The sequence below is a fragment of the Flavilitoribacter nigricans DSM 23189 = NBRC 102662 genome, assembly GCF_002646595.1.
Taxonomy (GTDB): Bacteria; Bacteroidota; Bacteroidia; order Chitinophagales; family Saprospiraceae; genus Flavilitoribacter; species Flavilitoribacter nigricans.
On the sequence record NZ_PDUD01000024.1, the window covers coordinates 41,473 to 58,409 of the forward strand.

16 protein-coding genes are annotated in these 16,937 nt (G+C 49.8%); 7 read left to right on the forward strand and 9 right to left on the reverse strand.

Going from position 1 to position 16,937, the window contains the following annotated elements:
- From CRP01_RS19335 to CRP01_RS19345, 3 genes are all read left to right on the forward strand, one after another.
- The gene (locus CRP01_RS19335) at positions 1-1,710 is read left to right on the forward strand and encodes an FAD-dependent oxidoreductase (RefSeq protein ID WP_099151739.1); all 1,710 of its coding nucleotides are present in this window, start codon (positions 1-3) and stop codon (positions 1,708-1,710) included.
- 172 nt (positions 1,711-1,882) lie between these two features.
- Positions 1,883-2,764 carry an aldo/keto reductase gene (locus CRP01_RS19340; protein WP_099151740.1) on the forward strand — a complete coding sequence of 294 codons (882 nt, stop codon included), beginning with the start codon at positions 1,883-1,885 and terminating at the stop codon, positions 2,762-2,764.
- A gap of 316 nt (positions 2,765-3,080) precedes the next feature.
- Positions 3,081-3,572, forward strand: coding sequence for a hypothetical protein (locus tag CRP01_RS19345; RefSeq protein ID WP_099151741.1), 492 nt, complete (start codon positions 3,081-3,083; stop codon positions 3,570-3,572).
- 38 nt (positions 3,573-3,610) lie between these two features.
- Here the strand turns inward: CRP01_RS19345 and CRP01_RS19350 are convergent, their stop codons facing one another.
- The 3 genes from CRP01_RS19350 to CRP01_RS19360 are packed head-to-tail and all read right to left on the reverse strand — an operon-like array spanning position 3,611 to position 6,610.
- A complete protein-coding gene (locus CRP01_RS19350; protein WP_099151742.1) occupies positions 3,611-4,654 on the reverse strand; it encodes a zinc-dependent alcohol dehydrogenase family protein in 1,044 nt (347 codons plus the stop codon).
- Between the two features lie 31 nt (positions 4,655-4,685).
- Entirely contained in the window at positions 4,686-6,161 is a 1,476-nt protein-coding gene (locus tag CRP01_RS19355; protein WP_099151743.1) for a glycosyltransferase family protein, read from the reverse strand.
- Positions 6,146-6,610, reverse strand: coding sequence for a DUF2141 domain-containing protein (locus CRP01_RS19360; RefSeq protein WP_099151744.1), 465 nt, complete (start codon positions 6,608-6,610; stop codon positions 6,146-6,148). The genes CRP01_RS19355 and CRP01_RS19360 overlap by 16 nt, the downstream gene beginning before the upstream one ends.
- A 344-nt stretch (positions 6,611-6,954) precedes the next feature.
- Here CRP01_RS19360 and rpmH point away from each other — a divergent pair, with 344 nt between their 5' ends.
- Positions 6,955-7,110 carry a 50S ribosomal protein L34 gene (rpmH, locus tag CRP01_RS19365; RefSeq protein WP_099151745.1) on the forward strand — a complete coding sequence of 52 codons (156 nt, stop codon included), beginning with the start codon at positions 6,955-6,957 and terminating at the stop codon, positions 7,108-7,110.
- Between the two features lie 103 nt (positions 7,111-7,213).
- On the opposite strand, the gene CRP01_RS19370 is transcribed toward rpmH, so the two are convergent.
- The 5 genes from CRP01_RS19370 to CRP01_RS19390 form a co-directional block, all read right to left on the reverse strand.
- Positions 7,214-9,019, reverse strand: coding sequence for a tetratricopeptide repeat protein (locus tag CRP01_RS19370; RefSeq protein ID WP_233752715.1), 1,806 nt, complete (start codon positions 9,017-9,019; stop codon positions 7,214-7,216).
- 443 nt (positions 9,020-9,462) lie between these two features.
- The gene (locus CRP01_RS19375; RefSeq protein WP_099151746.1) at positions 9,463-10,380 is read right to left on the reverse strand and encodes an energy transducer TonB; all 918 of its coding nucleotides are present in this window, start codon (positions 10,378-10,380) and stop codon (positions 9,463-9,465) included.
- A gap of 12 nt (positions 10,381-10,392) precedes the next feature.
- A complete protein-coding gene (locus CRP01_RS43465; RefSeq protein WP_099151747.1) occupies positions 10,393-10,746 on the reverse strand; it encodes a VanZ family protein in 354 nt (117 codons plus the stop codon).
- 170 nt (positions 10,747-10,916) lie between these two features.
- Positions 10,917-11,309 (reverse strand): glycine cleavage system protein GcvH, encoded by a 393-nt coding sequence (gcvH, locus tag CRP01_RS19385; RefSeq protein ID WP_099151748.1) that lies wholly within the window; start codon positions 11,307-11,309, stop codon positions 10,917-10,919.
- Positions 11,310-11,584: 275 nt separating this feature from the next.
- Positions 11,585-12,919 carry a citrate (Si)-synthase gene (locus CRP01_RS19390; protein ID WP_099151749.1) on the reverse strand — a complete coding sequence of 445 codons (1,335 nt, stop codon included), beginning with the start codon at positions 12,917-12,919 and terminating at the stop codon, positions 11,585-11,587.
- A gap of 267 nt (positions 12,920-13,186) precedes the next feature.
- Between CRP01_RS19390 and CRP01_RS19395 the strand changes: the two genes are divergently transcribed.
- Positions 13,187-13,771: a DUF3109 family protein gene (locus CRP01_RS19395; RefSeq protein WP_099151750.1), complete on the forward strand. Its 585-nt coding sequence runs from the start codon at positions 13,187-13,189 to the stop codon at positions 13,769-13,771.
- Positions 13,772-14,762: 991 nt separating this feature from the next.
- On the opposite strand, the gene CRP01_RS19400 is transcribed toward CRP01_RS19395, so the two are convergent.
- Positions 14,763-15,224 carry an Hsp20/alpha crystallin family protein gene (locus CRP01_RS19400; RefSeq protein WP_099151751.1) on the reverse strand — a complete coding sequence of 154 codons (462 nt, stop codon included), beginning with the start codon at positions 15,222-15,224 and terminating at the stop codon, positions 14,763-14,765.
- A gap of 26 nt (positions 15,225-15,250) precedes the next feature.
- Between CRP01_RS19400 and CRP01_RS19405 the strand changes: the two genes are divergently transcribed.
- Entirely contained in the window at positions 15,251-15,532 is a 282-nt protein-coding gene (locus tag CRP01_RS19405; protein WP_143473452.1) for a hypothetical protein, read from the forward strand.
- A gap of 395 nt (positions 15,533-15,927) precedes the next feature.
- Positions 15,928-16,878 (forward strand): bile acid:sodium symporter family protein, encoded by a 951-nt coding sequence (locus CRP01_RS19410; protein ID WP_099151753.1) that lies wholly within the window; start codon positions 15,928-15,930, stop codon positions 16,876-16,878.
- Positions 16,879-16,937: the final 59 nt, after the last annotated feature.

Below are 16,937 nucleotides of genomic sequence, written 5' to 3' on the forward strand. Positions count from 1 at the left end.
ATGAAAAGACGGAATTTCATTGAACGACTTACCTATGCGGGCGCCGGCCTGAGTGTGTCCATTCCTGCATGTGTAACCTCCAACATAAGTTCTTTACCAGCTCGTCGGGCTATTGCGGGAGCAGAAGCTGCGGCCGATGCCGTTATTATCGGGGGTGGTCTCGGCGGGTGTGCCGCCGCTCTCGCAGCCTGCCGCAACGGCCTGCGGGTGATCATGACGGAAGAAACGGACTGGCTCGGAGGGCAGATCGCCCAGCAGGGAGTACCTCCCGATGAACACCAATGGATCGAAACCCACGGCGCTCCGCAATCTTACCGGGATTACCGAAACCGGGTCCGCGACTATTACCGGCGAAATTATCCGCTGACCGATGAAGCCCGCGCCCGGGAGTTACTCAACCCGGGAGATGGAGCGGTGTCCCGGATTTGCCACGAGCCCCGGGTCTGTGTCGCGGTGCTTTTGGAAATGCTCAACCCCTACCTCAGTTCCGGCCAGCTACAGATCCTGACGCGACACAAAATAAAAGCGGCAGAGGGCGACGGAGACGAGGTCCAGGCCGTAGAATTGATCAACCTGGAAACGGGCGACACTCCGATCCTCACCGCTCCCTATTTCATCGACGCCACGGAACTGGGCGATCTGCTGCCACTCACCGGCACCGAATACGTCACTGGCACCGAAGCCCGGTCAGCAACCGGCGAACTGCACGCTCCGGAAAAAGGCAACCCCCGCAATCACCAGGCCTTTACCCTTTGTTTTGCCATGGATTACCGGCCGGGCGAGGATCACACGATCGATCGACCGGCAAACTATGACCACTGGAGCACCTTCCAGCCGACGATGGACCCACCCTGGCCGGGCCCACTCATCGACCTCGATTATTCCAATCCCCGAACCCTGCAAAGGAAGGAACTCGGTTTTCATCCCGAAGGCATCAAGACCGGAGATATGCTGAACCTCTGGAACTACCGGCGGATCATCAATCGCCATAACTTCCGGCCCGGCACGTACCCGGGAGACGTCACGGTCGTCAATTGGCCGCAGAATGATTACTTCCCCGGCAATCTGATCGATGTGGATGAAGCCACCTTCCAGAAGCATGTCGAGGACGCTACCCAGTTGAACCTGTCCCTACTCTACTGGCTGCAGACGGAAGCGCCCCGACCGGACGGCGGTACGGGTTGGCCGGGTATCCGGCTGCGCAAAGACATCATGGGTACGGCCAGCGGCATGGCCAAATATCCCTACATCCGGGAGTCCAGACGAATCAAAGCCGAATTTACCGTGCTGGAGGAGCATGTCGGCGCCGAAAACCGGAAACTCGTTGCCGGACCGGAAGCCGGCAAAACATCAGCCGCATTCGCGGATAGTGTCGGCACGGGTTATTACCATATCGATCTGCATCCTTCCACGGAGGGAGATAATTACATCGATTTTGGTTCCCTGCCTTTTCAGATACCACTCGGTGCGCTGCTCCCGGTACGCATGAATAACCTGCTACCGGCTAATAAGAACATCGGCACCACCCACATCACCAACGGTTGCTTTCGGCTGCATCCGGTGGAGTGGAGTATCGGCGAAGCGGTGGGGCTTTTGGTGAGTTTTTCATTGCAAAGGAAGGTGATCCCCCGGCGAGTCCGGCAGGATAAAGGCTTGCTGGCGGAATTTCAGACCTGGATCCGGAGTCAGGGGTTGGAAACGCATTGGTAACTATGTGTGGAAGTGCTAAAGTGTGAAGGTGTGAATGTGGAAAAGTACTAAGGTTAGAAGGTGTTAAAGTTTTAAAGTTTTGAGGTGTTGATGTTGGGGTTTTGCTAAGGTTGAACTGGCATTCTTTATTGGGCCTCATTTGTGCAATTACTAATCATTGAGTTAAGAAACTATGAAGTATCGAAAACTTGGCCAATCTAATTTATCCGTCAGAGAGATCAGTTTTGGTTGTATGTCGCTGGGCAAGGATCAGCAGGAGAATACCCGCCTGATCCGGGAGGCCTTTGAGCGTGGCATCAACTTTTTTGATACGGCCGATCTCTACGATCGGGGCTGGAATGAAACCTCCGTCGGCCGGGCGGTCAAAGATTTTCGCCGGGAGATCGTACTGGCCACCAAGGTCGGTAATCAGTGGCGAGCGGACGGAAGCGGCTGGGACTGGAATCCACGAAAAGATTACATCCTGCAGGCCGTAGATCAAAGCCTACAACGCCTGCAGACGGATTACATCGATCTCTACCAGTTACACGGCGGTACCATTGATGATCCCATTGACGAAACGATCGAAGCATTTGAAAGACTGGTCGAACAGGGGAAGATCCGTTATTATGGGATATCCTCTATTCGACCCAATACGATCCGGGAGTATATTGACCGCTCCAACGTAGTCAGTGTTATGATGCAGTATAGTCTGCTCGACCGGCGTCCGGAAGAAAGTTGCCTCGATCTATTGCAGGCTGCCGGGATTAGTGTGATCACGCGCGGAACACTGGCTAAAGGGTTGTTAATCGATAAGGCAGCAAGGGATTACCTCGATTACAATAAGGAAGAAATAAAGCACCTTCAAAAGCAATTAATCGATCCCGGTAAAGCGACAACCACGGCTTTGCACTACGTGTTGCAACATCCTGCGGTTGCTTCGGCGGTAGTTGGTATGCGTACTCCGCAACAATTAAAAGAGGTGATAGCCGGATATGGCCGGAACTGCACATTAGCTGAATTAGAAGCGATCAGTAAAGTACTCCCACCAAATGTTTACGAAAAACACCGGTAGCCGAAATGGGATTTACGCTTAAAACCATTCATCGTCTTTTTCATAAAAGTGATAAACGGCGTACAAAATGAGCCCTATAAATACTACAAATCCAATCCAGGCTAGTACAGAAATATCCATAACATAATTTTTATACCTGACGCGAAGAGGTTTGGATCTCCCAAAACCGATCAATAATTAAACCATTCCAGATTGCTTTCTATTACTTTGCCTCTCGTGTAGCAAACAAGGTATCAATTCTGGCGTTTCTATAGATCGGTATAAAATTTTATACCATTCTATTGAACCCTAAAACGTTAACAACGCAACGACAAGCATGAAAAAAGAATTGCAAAATATACAAGTGGGAGCGGGTCTGGGAAGCATTTTATTCGGAATGTCCAGAGCGGAAATTTCAGCTATAATCGGAGAGCCCAACGAAAAGATAACGGAATCATATACCGATGATGGGGAAAATCTCACGGAAATCTGGCACTACGACGAACTTGAGTTATCCCTTGGGTTTGATGAAGAGGACGACTGGCAATTGGTGTCTATCGCCGTTACTTCGCCTTTCTATTTGTTGGAATCGGTAAGTTTGATCGGTAAGGAAGTAGAGGCAGTACAAACTGAACTGCAAAATATAGGGGTCAGCGATCTTGAACTGGAGGATTGGTCCTCTGCAGAAAATCCTGATCATAAATTATTGACCTCTGACGATGAGAGTATGAATTTCTGGTTTGATCAGGACATCCTGACCGAAATACAATGGTCTCCGTTGTTTGCGGATGAAGAAACCATTTTATTTACTCAAATCAATGGTCAGTAGGTATGGTTTAGCGTACCCTAAGCAGTCTTCGGGTACCTTTACCTAAATCGATCAATAACCGTTACTCCCAGGGCATCATGATCGTCCATCTTCATTAAAGCGGCAGCGGCTTCTTCCAGACTGATCGACTGGCCAAGTAATGCTTTTGGGTTGATCCGGCCACTTGTAATTAGCTGCAGCATGCCCGGATAGGCGTGGGCCTGCATGCCGTGGCTACCGATGATCTCCAGTTCTTTCGCAATTACCGGTCCCATGGGAACAGCGGGTGTCCGGTGGGTGCCGGTCATCAGGCCGATCTGGATATGGCGTCCGCGTTTGGCCAGGCAGGCAATAGAATTAATACAGGTCACCGTGCTGCCCAGCGCATCGACTGAGACCTGCGCGCCGCCGCCGGTGATCTCCCGGATCGCCTCCGGAATCTGATCTATTTCGCTAGCGTTGAGTACTCGATCCGCGCCCAGCTTCTTTGCCAGTTCCAGTTTATCCGTGGCGATATCTACCGCTACTACACGGCCCCCCAGCGCCTTGGCGATCTGAATGGCCGATAGTCCAACCCCGCCGCAGGCGTGCACCGCTACCCAGTCTCCTCCCTGTAAACGTCCCTGGACGGCAATGCCCCGGTAGGCCGTGATGAAACGGCAGCCCAGTACCGCGGCGGCATTGAAACCCAGTTTATCCGGCAGCCGGACCAGATTCTGCTCGGCGTAGGGTACCGCCACGTATTCCGCAAAACAGCCCATACCGGTGAACCCGGGCTGGTAGTAATCATCACAGATCTGTTGGTTACCGGTCCGGCATTGCGGACAGCTTCCACATCCCATACTAAACGGCAAAGTAACCCGGTCTCCGATTTGCCAGTTTTTCACATTTTTCCCCAGCGCGGCGATAGTTCCGGCAAATTCATGTCCCGGTACATGGGGTAAATGCACATCCGAATCGTGCCCCATCCAGCCGTGCCAGTCCGATCGGCACAGACCCGCTGCCGCTACCTGGATGACAACTCCATCTGCCGTCGGTTCGGGATCAGGTAGCTCCGTTACCCGCACGGGGGCCTGGAATGCTTCAAAAAAGAGTGCTTTCATGATTTGAATTTAGGATGGGGAATCATACTCTTTATTTAACTAAAACCATGCCCGTTTCTTCGGATCTGAAAAGGACCTCCCGTCCGGCGGAAATTCCGAGCGCTTCCAGTTCGCGGCTTTCGGTGAAAATAAAGTCGTCTTCCGCATTGGGCGGTTCGCGGTTGAACTCTTCCATCCAGTACATCTCCCACCAACGACGGTAGAAATTCAGGGTCGGTTCCAGGTGGTGAAACACGCCGATCTTCCGGGATGATCCGTCCTCCGGGCGGTAATCTTTCAGCAATTGCACCACGTGTTTGGTGTCCTTATCGTACTTCCAGTTGAGGTAATACCCGACATTGAGGTTCAGGGCGGTGATCAACAGCCAGCCCAGGGTATATACGCCCAGAACGGCGGTAGTAATTGCTTTACTCCGCGTCCAGAGCCAGCCGCAAGTAAACAGCAGATTGAGCGCCCACAACGGATAGAGAAATATTGCAAAACGCTCTTCCAGATAATCCTGCCCCAGCAGATGATGCTGTACGATGGTCATCAGCGGGATCAGCCAGGCGATGGTGTTGGTGATCGCCAGTGCGGTGTGTCGCTCAAAGAAGGCCGTATCTCTCCGAATCCATTTTTGCAGGATCAGTCCGGCCGGCAGCAGTATCGCCGCGCAGGCGAGTACCCCCAGTACATTGATCCAGCCGTCCGGTATTCCGATCTCGTAGAACGAGCGCTCAATAAGCGAACGCACGGTATTCTCAAAAAAGCCCTCCTTGCCTCCAAAGGACACGGTATTGTTCCTGAGGATCACCCGGAAAGGGACGAACAGCAGTGCCGCGAGCAGTCCCAGCGCCAGCAAATTCCCGGCGTGAAGTTTCCAGTTCCTGATAAAGTCATTCGGCAGCCCGCGGGTTTTCCAGAACGGTAGCAGGTAAAAGCAACCAAATGCCGCCACGTAAAAGTTGAGCAAAGCAAAATTGCTCATTACGGACAGGATCCCGCAGAGATGAAAACCCAGCAAATAGCGGGCGGCGGGCTTTTCTACGTAAGCAATGAGCAAATAAAGGCTGGCGATCATGGTGCCGATGGAAAGACCATACCCCCGGGCGACGCCAAAAAAATCCAATAGGTAGGGATTGGCGATCAGCACCAGAAAACCGGCCAACTGCATCCAGGCCACGGGCAGGCGGCGACAAAGCCGGTAACCAAAATACAGATAAGGCAACAGCGCCAAAATATTCGGCAACCGCAGTGACCATTCGGAAAAGCCGAAAATACTTTCCGAAAGTTTCATCAAAAGCGTATTGAGAATATGGTTATTGGTGATCACACTGGTGAAAGGGTGCTGGTAAAGCAGAATCGCCCATTCGCCTTGAGGAAAAAAGTGCAGCGTAGTGAAGCTTTCATCGTGCGTAAAGGAAGTGGTCACGGCCTTATAGACGACCCAGCACAAAAGAGCCAGGCTGATCCCTCCGACCACAAACTTCACCCAGGATGCCCGATCGGACGCTATCGCTCTTTCCATTTTTTTAAACTTACGGCTAAACTGGTACGCATCGCACCGAGGACAAATGAAGTTTCCTCGTAGGTAGGTGCGCTCCACTTGGCCCGTGGATTATTGGAAAAACCGTAGGGCTCCTTGGGGATGCCCAGCATGTTTTTGTCCAGATCGCCGTTACCGTTCTCGTCGTGGTACACCGCCAGGGCGTAGCGGCCGTGGGGTAAGCTGTCCAGTTGTATGTGCAGGCGGCCACCGGCTGACACCTTTTGGATCTTTAGCTGAAAAGGTTTGAGGGATTTGGCAAAGCTTTCTTCGCGGTCGTAAACCGCGACATGCACGTTTCCCCGGTCGGATTGCAGGTTTTCAATAGCCAGTGCAATACTACTGGTATCGGGTTCGGACTGAACGGTCCGCTGTGAAAAGATCATACCGAAAAAAACACCGGCCAGAAGTGTCGTTATGTGTAATGCCATCAGTGATTAAGGGTTATTTTAACTGAACTTATTTCTAACTTTATCCGCAGTGGGTAAAGTTCGGAGCGGGTCGGTCGCAAGAGGTCTGCACTTTTCAGTCGATTCGCGCTGACGGCAGCTCCGGCCTCCCTCCTCTCCTTTTTACCACGAAGCGAGACCAATAATCTCAACTTCTTCGAATTCTAACGCCAAAGTTGTTTGGCTATTATGAGAAATAAGTTTACCTTTGTGCCACTTTTTCAAAAAGAAATTTATTTGCAGCTAAAAGGAACGGCGAAAAATAGCTTTTACAATTTCAAAAGTAGAGGTTATTCTTACAAAATTCCTAAATAAAGTAGAGGATAATGAAACGGACTTATCAACCTTCCAAAAGAAAGCGGGCTAACAAGCATGGATTTCGTTCGCGTATGAGTAGTAAGAATGGCCGCAAAGTGCTGGCACGTCGTCGGGCTAAGGGCCGTCATAAATTGACGGTTTCTGACGAGAAACACGTGAAGTAAGCCGTTTAGGCCGTATCCTTACTGCTAAAAAAATAACTTCCTGTAGATGTACGAACACAACTACAGGAAGTTATTTTTTGTCTAAACTCAGGGATCAGCGGTGCTATTGCACCTTGTCTCCCCGGAGTATCCGGAACCTTTTCCTGGCCTCAACGGCAAAGGTACTTCCGGAATAATCGATGAACAGAGTCTCGTAGAGGGACTTGGCTTTTTCCTTATCGTCGAACTGGTTTTCGTACAGTTCGGCCAGTTGGAACAATGAATTATCCGTACGGATACTTTCTTCGTTGTAATCGTCGATGATCTTTTGCAGCAGTTCTGCTGTCTTTTCAAAATTCCTTTGTTTGCGAAAGATCCTGGCTTTCAGGTACAGGACATCGTCATCCAGACTGTGATCCGGAAATTCGATCAACAGACTGTCCAGTTTCCGGAACGCATCATCGAAGCGGTTCTGGAAGACCAGCAATTCGGACTGTGCGTACATTTCCATCGCCGTAGCTGTGGTGTCCAGCCCGAGATTATCCATAATGAATACCGAGAGGTCCAGCGCATCGTTGGCGATCAGTTTCGAGGTAGACGCCTTGAGCACATCGAACTGAGCCTGTGCCCACTGGAAATCCCCGTTGTAGTAGGATAATTTCGCGTTGCGGAACCTTGCTTCGTGTCCCAGCAGGTCTTCTTTGAAATCCTTATCCACCTGGGAGTACAGCAGCGTGGATTCCCAGATCTCGTCCTGCATCAGATAATAATCCGCCAGATTGATCTTTCCCCAGGCCAGGGTGATCGGATCTACGCCCGGCAGCTCGATCATGCTCTGCAGCAGGCTGGTCGCCTTATCCAGATCGTTGATGTATAGCGCTTCCAGTTCGGCCATTTCCAGAATAATGGAAGCGGTAGCCCGGGATTTCCCGAACTCTTCCAGGAAAGATGCATACTGACTTTCCAGTTCCCGCAGATCCGCTTCGGTGTAGCTGTATCCTTCTACCAGGCGGTTGCGGCGATTGCGTAAACCTTCGCGTTTGGCATCTATATAAAAAGTGGAAGTAGGTTTCTCCTCCACGATGTAATCAAAAGCATCGATAGCGGCATCGTAATCGCCATCGTCAGCGGCAACTTCTCCCAGGCGGAAGATCCGGCCACCGTTCTCCCGCAGACGGCGGTCCAGTGCCTTGACCTGCCGCAGGGCATTGCGGTAATCTTTCCGCTGAATGAATACCCAGGTCAGCAGTTCGTTATTATTGAGATTCCGGTCATTATCCTGGATCCGCTGGTAGAGCTGCGCCTGCAGTTCGCGGTAATCCTCATCCGTCAGATAGCGCTGGAAGATCACCTTGAGGTTGTTCACCAGATCCGGATTGGCATCCATACTGCTGAGATAATTCTCGATCATCTTGGGAATATCTCCCTTACGGCGGTAGAGATCCCCGAGGTTGTAGGCGAATACCTGCTCGTCCTTGAGCAGTTCGGCCCCTTTTTCGTAAGTCTTGATCGCCAGATCGTATTTGGTCTGGCTGAGGAAGGCATTGGCCAGTCTGGTAATCGTATACTGATTGGCCGGCAGGTTGTCGATGGCGGCTTCGTATTGTTTCTTGGCCTCATCGTCCTTCATCTGTCGCTCGTACAGCCGACCGGCCGTTACGTACAAATTGACATTTTCGGGATCCTTGCGAAGCTGACGGGAAATGACCTTGTCCGCATCATCATATTGCTCCAGGTAGATCAGACAATCTACATAGCGATCAAAATAGTAGGGATTTCTTTCATTCGCCTGGTAGAGCTGTTCGTACAGGGATGCGGCTTTTTCGTATTCTCCGTTCTGATAATACTGTTGCGCTAATTTTGCCGGTTGGGCCCAGCCCATCACTACTCCTCCCACAACTAAGGCAATCGTCAAAAATAGGTATCTCATGGTCTGGATTGCTGATTTTGTAAATCCGGCCCGGCCGGATTGAGTGAAAACGTAAACGAATGGATCGATCCGAATGGAGAAATGCGAGATTTCTTCCAGCTAACGGCGGTGCATAACATAAGTCGTTCAGTGGTGGATCGCACACCGGTTATGCCCATTAGCTGTTACCATAAAACGTACTTAGGAAACAAAAGTTGCTTAATCCTTTTTCAGTTTGTGTCATCGGGTTTGCTGATCCTCCCAACTAAATTACGAAACAAATAAGGAATAGCGTTACATCCAGGTAGGAATTAATTTAAATCCGGGGCGGCTGCCGGCCGTAGCAAGGCCGCAAGTCCATAAACGACGGAAGCCCGGGAAAGAACCGCCCCAAACGCAAAACGGCTAAACCTGAGATTCAGGCTTAGCCGTTTTTGAGGATATTGATATATCAAGAAGTAGTATTACTCGAGCTTGAAACGTACGGGCAGGTTAAACTGCACCCGTACCGGGCGGCCCCGCTGCTTACCAGGAGTCCAGCGGATACCCTCATTGTTCATGAGGTTTACAACCCGCAGTGCTTCCTGTCCGCATTGAGCACCGATATCCCTTACCACTTTGGCGTCCGTTACAGTTCCGTCTTTCTCGACAACGAACTGAACTACCACCATACCTTCTACGCCGTTTTCACGAGCGATGGCAGGATACTTGATATTCTTATAGATGTATTCCAACATCTTTTTATCCGCACATGCCTTTTTAGCAGCTTTATCAGCTTCGTCTTCACATCCGGGGAAGCGAGGCATATCTTCCACTACTTTAAAGATCTCCTCAACCTTAGGCTCAGGTGGTGGAGGTGGTGGCGGTGGCGGAGGAGGCGGAGCATCCTCTACTGGAGGAGCTTCGACAACCGTCTCTTCGTCGACACTCATATCGACAAATTCGGGTTCGTCCTCTTCAATAATTTCTTCTTCAGGTACCTCCTGAATTACAGGCGGTGGTGGAGGTGGTGGCGGCGGTGGTGGTTCAGCCGTACGTGGAGGTTCGATCTCGATCTCCTCTTCTAACGTATCTAAGTACTGAGATACATCGATTGTTTTTTCGTACTGCGTCCAACCAAAGGCCAGAATAGTTACTCCGAGAGCCAAAGCCAGGCCGAGATTGAAGAAAGTACCACTGAGTTTGAAAACATCAGCTTCGGGGTACTTATTTCTGCTTCCCAGACCAGCGCTAGACTGTCCTGCATGTTTCTCCGGCAATGACTGAGCTCTGCTTTTGTACAGATTTCGCATGAGGAAGATCATGGCTAAAATACCCACGATCACTGCTCCTACGATGATGCCCAGTTGCGTGCCGGTAATAGATACGTCGAGCACAAGCATACTGACAAGGTTTTACGTAATGAATAATCTAATTAGGAATAGGCTCCCAATTGAGCCGATAATATTAGCAATAATGTCATTAACTTCAAAATATCGTCCTGGGAAAAAGGAAAATTGGATAATTTCCATCAGTATCCCAAAAGCTATACAAGCCGCTACGGTCATGATCTTGTGGCGTTTATCCAGGCGCCCGTTCTTGTGCCAGGCCCAGAGAAATAATCCGCCGAAGACGAAGTATACCGCACAGTGGGCGATCTTGTCCGGTTCCCAGAGGTTCAGAGTCGTTTCCGGAAGGTTAACGCCTCCGATCGTGGATCCCCAAACAATGAATATTGCCCAAAGAATAGCTGGTATAAAATATTTCAAAGTAACTTACATTATGCTAGATGTGACCGATTCCCATTTTGGTGGGTGCCGGTACATTTTTTTTTTCTTTTTTGCGAAAAAATTGGATTTCCGGGGTTAAATATTCGACCAATAGCCGAATAACCACCTGAAAAACAAATATTTGCGCAACAGAGTTCGCCAGTATTATTTTAGGCGATGCTCGCCTGGTAGGCCTCCGCGTCCATGAGATCCTCCAGTTCATCGGGATGGGAGAGCTCAATTTTGACGATCCAGCCGTCACCGTAGGGGGAGCTGTTGACCAGTGTGGGATCATCGCCTTCGGAGTCATCCAGCTTGGAATTGAACTCCAGCACCGTTCCGGATACCGGCATATACAGTTCAGACGTTGTCTTTACGGCTTCCACCGTACCGAACTCATCCCCCTGTTCCAGGGTTTCCCCGACGGTTTCCACCTCAATGTAAACGAGTTCACCCAATTCGCTCTGGGCAAAATCCGTAATGCCCACATAGGCAATGTTATCTCCTTCCAGGCGCACCCACTCGTGCTCCTCGGTATACTTCAGATTTTCAGGAAATTCCATATAGATCTACTTAATAAAGTGGTGATGCAACTTGAAGCGGTTAAAATTTGGCTTTTGAGATCTGTTATCCATCATTTTGTAAGCCTTTCGGCAAAGTAAAGACGGTAACAAGATCCAATCGTTCTATTCAAACGGCTTCTTAGAACTTACGCTAAAATGAATGTCGGGCAGTGCAGGTATACCGGCCGGAACGGGGAAACCGCCCCTGCGCTCAGTTTGCACTACCCGTTGTCCGCTTTGAGCTTCGGTTTCGAACCGGGCCAAACGGCATTATATCAATTGGCGGATACGCCTTCTTTCTGTTCCTGCTCCGCAATGAATTCCTTGACCCACTTGGTAGTCACGGATTTCGGACGTTCCAGCGGCAGTCCCAGCGCCCGGGACCAGCACAGTGCGGCCATTACGCCCAGTGCCCGGGAAACGCCGAACAGCACGGTGTAATAGCTATATTGCTTCAAGCCGTAGTGTACGAGCAGCGCACCGGAGTGGGCATCCACGTTCGGCCAGGGGTTCTTTACTTTACCGAGGCTCTGCAGGATCGGCGGCACCACCTCAAAGAGGTTCCAGACCACCTGTACGATATCGCTGTCCTGCAGATAGTCTTCCGCGAAGGCTTTCTGGGCCATGAAACGCGGATCCGGCTGGCGCAGTACAGCGTGTCCGTAACCGGGGATCACCTGACCTCGGGACAGGGTTGTCTGTACATAGTCGGCGATCTGCTCTTTGGACGGGGTCTCCGTACCCAGAGCATCCAGCATGCGGAAGATAAATTTGATCACTTCCTGGTTGGCCAGACCGTGCAGCGGACCGGCCAGCGCGCCCATACCGGCCGCGAAGGACAGGTAAGGATCACTGAGGGTAGAACCGACCAGGTGTACCGTGTGGGCGGAAGCGTTTCCTCCCTCGTGGTCCGCGTGGATGGTCATATACAGGCGCATCAGGCTCTTGAACTCATCGTTCTCGATGCCCAGCATGTGCCCGAAGTTGCCGGCCCAGTCCTGGGAAATATCCGGCGGAATGTGGTCGCCGTTGAAATAGGTACGACGGTAGATATATGCTGCGATCCGCGGCAAACGCGCGATCAGGTTCATTGCATCTTCATAGGTAGGATCCCAATACTCGCTCTTGTGGATGCCTTCGTCGTATCTGCGGGCGAAACAACTTTCCGTCTGCAGGGCCGAAATGGCCATAACGAACTGCGTCATCGGGTGGGTCTCCACCGGAAGGCTATCCAATACTCTGAATACGTGTTCCGGAACATTACTCCGGTTGGTCCACTGCTGCGACAGCCACTTCACTTCTTCTTCGGTGGGAATTTCACCAACCAGCATCAGCCAGAAAAGGCCTTCCGGCAGGGGTTCTTTACCACCGGGCCGGGTGGGTAACAACTCTTTCAGTTCCGGAATACTGTAGCCACGAAAGCGGATACCTTTCACCGGATCCAGGTTGGAGGTTTCCCAGATCATCATTTTGATGCCCCGTGCGCCGCCGAACACCTGGCTTAGCACTACTTCATCTACTTTCTTCGAGCCATGTTCGCGTAGTAAACTCTTAATCTCTGCCTTCAGCGCAGACGCTTTATCAATAAATTTTTGCTTTAAGGGATCCATCTATATTTTATGGTTTATATAAGTTTGCACTGCCGCGCCCAAAAATACTAAAAATCGCTTACTAGACAAGCTCAAAGGCGGCAGAGCAAATGTAGGTGATGTAGAAATTATTTTCCTGATAGTAACACAGCTCGGTACCGGACTTTGTTCAAAGGCCTTCCGGGTTTCAAACCAGAATGTCCTAAAGTATCAGAATCGGATCATTTTGGCCAACCATATTCGCGCCAACTTCCCTAATTTTGCAGTTTACTCTAAGATACATCATTTATGATAATCATTCAGGAAGTACTGATCAGTGAAGACGTGGTCGAAGAGCATTTCATCTGTAACCTGGATGCCTGTAAAGGCGCCTGTTGCTGGGAAGGAGACTTCGGTGCCCCCCTGGAAGCGGAAGAGATCGAGATCCTGGAAAGGGAATACGAGCGCATCGCACCCTTTCTGGATGAGGCCGGTAAGGAAGTGATGGCGGCCGAAGGTCTCTACTCCTACTACAAGGAAGAACAGGACTACGGGACTCCCCTGCTGGAGAACGGGGCCTGCACCTATCTGACCTATGATGAGAACGGAATTGCCAAATGCGGCATCGAAAAAGCCTACGAAGCGGGAGCGACGGATTTCAAAAAGCCCATTTCCTGCCACCTCTACCCGATCCGGATCGAACGCGCTGCCAAGACCGATTATGATCTGATGAACTACGACCGCTGGGACATCTGCTCGGCCGCCTGTGCGCTGGGCGACAAACACCGGGTACCGGTATTTCAGTTTGTGAAGGAAGCCCTTATCCGCAAATACGGCTCAGCTTTTTTTGAAGAACTGGTAGCCGTTGCGGAAGCGCTGAAACAAAAAAATTAATCGAGCTTCGTAAAAAATGCTATTTTAGTAAAAACTTGCTTACATTTGTAAAGACAACGCATCCAGTCCCTTATACCCACAAGGCTACTTTTACTGTTTATTTGACAAACACCGGCCCTACTCACTTAAGGCCCTCGGAACAACCACCACCCTCCCGATAATAGCCCCCACTGAACAACTTTTCAGGATATTATCCAAAAAGGTAATTGTAATATCGTGTTATCCATACCGGATAACGGGAATTAACATACCCCCTTTTGAAGTTGGATTTTTTGGTGGCCTGATGTTCCGATGTCAGGCCAACTTTTTCCGGCGAATAGAATTATCGCCGAGCGTATTTACGGGATCGAACCGCCGGTTGAAAACACTCGGATCAGGGCATAAAAAAAGACCGGCGCGACTTGCGCACCGGTCCTAAATAAACACCTAAAACCCTATTAACTAACCTATATTTTTAAGAGTGATCTTTTCGTTTTTGTTTTCATCATTAAGACGATCAAAAAGGAGAAAGTCACACATTTTTTTCACTTTATCACCTGTTTTCATCTATTAAACAAGATTTTGCCGCTTAGGTTTTCAAATTTTGCTTAAAGTGTGCCCCAAATCGTGCTTCAAAGCGAATTTTAACAGTATGATAACGATCTCATCGTCTGTCAATTATAATCTTATTATTACTTACGGGACAAACGGGATCTTTGGTTTTATTTAAACCGTTTTTGTGGTTTTTTTATTGAGGACTTTTCGTCAATATTCTGTCATAAAATGACCCACCGGTTTAAATCCATTTTCACCCTAAACCACACCAGATAAACCATTTTAAATGAGATTTGTTCGGCCTCGTTCGGCAGAATCAATCTTCCGGGTGGCGATCTGCTTTCGCAGAGTGTACTTCGTAGTACATTCGGGAACCTCTATCCGGCCTGCGGAGTGATCGGGTTCCGACAAATGCGGCCTTTCTACTCCGTACCCTCTGCGATGCAACTTTCTTTCCTTAGCCAATTTCAATCGTGCGGGCTACTTCGGCCTCTGCTTCCTCACGTTTGGGAAGCGTCAGGGTCAAAATACCATTCGCATATTTGGCGTCGATAGCTTCGGCATTTACCGTTTCGGGGATCTCAAAACTGCGTTTGAAATTGTTTTTACCAAACTCCCGGCGACGGTAAGTCGGCTTTGCTTCTTTGGTTTCCTGGTCACCTTCTGCTTGCTTCAACTCAGCTGCAACCGTCAGAATATTTTTCTCTACCTGAATGTTGAAATCGGTCTTTTCCCAACCCGGCACCAGAAATTCCAATTGGAAATCCTGCTCGCCTTCCAGAATATTTACCGCCGGATGCGTTTTGCCTTTGGCGGCAGCCGGAACATCAAAACGGAAGAAATCGTCGAATAAACGATCCAGACCATTGTAGTAAACAGGTTTTCTGCGATTTACTGGTTTTGCAGTTACAAGTGTCATATCAGTTATTATTTTTTGTTTTTGATTTGAAGTATACCATCCATAGTACAATTGGCGTACCAATTGAAAAAAAAGGAAGAAAATTACATCATTGCGCCATTTTGTCACTTACATTCAATAACTGCACGCCATTTTGGCAGCAAACTTCTGTTAAAAGTGCAGATGCCGTCTTCCGGGAAGGATTCCCGGCTGGAAAAAGTGAGGAACTACAAAGATTAAATATCTTTGGTGGCGACGAATTTGCGCCCGGCGGCCAACTTGTGGGCCATTTAAACAGTTATATGATCATCACAAAGATTGAATTCTGACGATCAACGGTAAATAGTTATCAAACCCGGCTCCTTTTGTGAAAAGTGCAGGCTATTCAGGCCCTATCGTACCGCTCCTGAAGTATCCGGAATATAAAAAGAGTAATCCTCCACCTGTTTAAATACCGATGTTTCTATAAAACGGAATTCCGCTGGTTGCCACAAGCGTCAATCAGCATAAACTGATTTCAGGTTGTGCTACTTGAATAGCAGAGCAACGAGCAGCGTAATTACACGGGCTTACCGATACCGGCAACGGTTCATCGGGTAAATTTGCCCCGGGCAGTAAATGCTGATCCCTTTAGTCACGCTTCCAAAGCTCTGCGAAGCAGTAACCGGACCGGATCAGGTGATACGAGTTATTTCATGAATAAACCTGAGCATACTTTCCCTAGATGAACCTTGTCGATATACTGATCGGTGGTATTCTTGCTTTTATAATGTTTAGCGTAGGGCTCTCTCTTACCTGGCGTAACTTCGTCGTTACCTTCGCCAGACCGAGAGCTTACCTGGGAGGTTTGTTCCTGCAGATCATTGTGCTTCCTACCCTGGCCTTTACCATTGCCACACTCGCCGATCTGCCGCCGGCATTTAAGGTGGGGATCATGATCCTGTCCACCTGTCCGGGAGGGACCACGTCAAATTTTGTGACCTATCTGCTCAATGCGAATACAGCCCTTTCCATATCGCTTACCGTTACCAATAGTTTTCTGGCCCTGATCACCGTACCGCTGATCGTTAGCTTTTCGGTTAACTATTTCATGGGCAGTCAGGCGGATATCTCACTGCCGATCGGCCAGACGATCCAGCAGATCCTGAGTGTGATCCTCGCTCCGACCTTTGCCGGCCTGCTGGTCCGGCGTTATTTCCCCAATTTTGCGGTCAGCACCCAGCGACCGCTCAAATGGATCACGGTCATCTTGCTGGCCATACTCTTTATCATCAAATTTTTTGCCGGTGAAGACCAGGGTGGTACCGGTATTACCCTGAGCGATATCCGGCAGATCATCCCCTACTCTTTCGTTGGCAACTTTCTGAACCTCATGGCCGGTTTCGGACTGGCCACCCTGCTACGCCTGGGCACCAATGATAAACTGACGATGGGTGTGGAAGTCGGCATCCAGAATACCTCGCTGGCTTTTCTGATCGGCGGTACGCTGCTGGGCAACGAAGACACCCTCAAACCGGCCCTGGTATACGCGATGTTTACGTTTTTCACCGCACTGATCTACGGCCTGATCGTCAAACCCGAGGAGTGGAAAGCCTTTAAAAAATTATTCCTTTTCTGGAAAAAAGCGCCCGTAGAAACGAAAGAAGAGAATGAGCGAACGACGGTAGACGGCTAATCCTTCGGCGACCGGCAATTGCGTTTAAGCCGAAAATTATTGCGGTTTATTTATAACTT